Origin of the sequence: Shewanella sp. SM71 (genome assembly GCF_025653905.1) — a bacterium.
In the GTDB taxonomy this organism is placed as follows: Bacteria; Pseudomonadota; Gammaproteobacteria; order Enterobacterales; family Shewanellaceae; genus Shewanella; species Shewanella oncorhynchi.
In genome coordinates this window covers 1-528 of the sequence record NZ_JAKKRW010000064.1, presented here as the reverse complement: position 1 = coordinate 528, position 528 = coordinate 1, and the positions used below count along the sequence as shown (strand labels likewise).

General features: G+C 47.7%; 1 rRNA gene. It reads right to left on the bottom strand.

Annotation, left to right across the window (positions count from 1 at the left end):
• Positions 1 to 278: 278 nt before the first annotated feature.
• A 5S ribosomal RNA gene (rrf, locus tag L5L97_RS22870) occupies positions 279 to 394 on the bottom strand.
• Positions 395 to 528: the final 134 nt, after the last annotated feature.

The window sequence follows — 528 nt, the reverse complement described above, 5'->3', positions numbered from 1 at the left end:
CAAAAAAGCCAGCTTATTCAGCTGGCTTGGTTACATCTCAATGAGATAATTAGGCGCTTGGCGATGACCTACTTTCTTTTATCCCCGAAGGGGATACATGGGGGCGAGTCATCATTGCCTAAAATGCGCAGCATTTTGATGATGTGTCGCGCGGAGCAATGTATTGCGCAGCTGGGGACCCCGCTTAGCGGCGGGTTGACATCGAGATAAGTTTTCGCGGAGCGTATAAACACAAAAGCCCTAGCGGTTTAGGCTAGGGCTTTTGTGTTTATTTGGATGCTTGGCGATGACCTACTCTCACATGGGGAGACCCCACACTACCATCGGCGCGTTTGCGTTTCACTTCTGAGTTCGGGATGGGATCAGGTGGTTCCACAAGGCTATTGTCACCAAGCAAATTCTGTTTATTACCGTGTCCATCTCTGGACCACGTTAATAATAATTCGGAAAGCTGATTTGCTTTGTTTGAGTTCACACTTTATCAAGTGTCGATATTCTGTCTAAGGCTTTTCGTACGACCTCCATGGG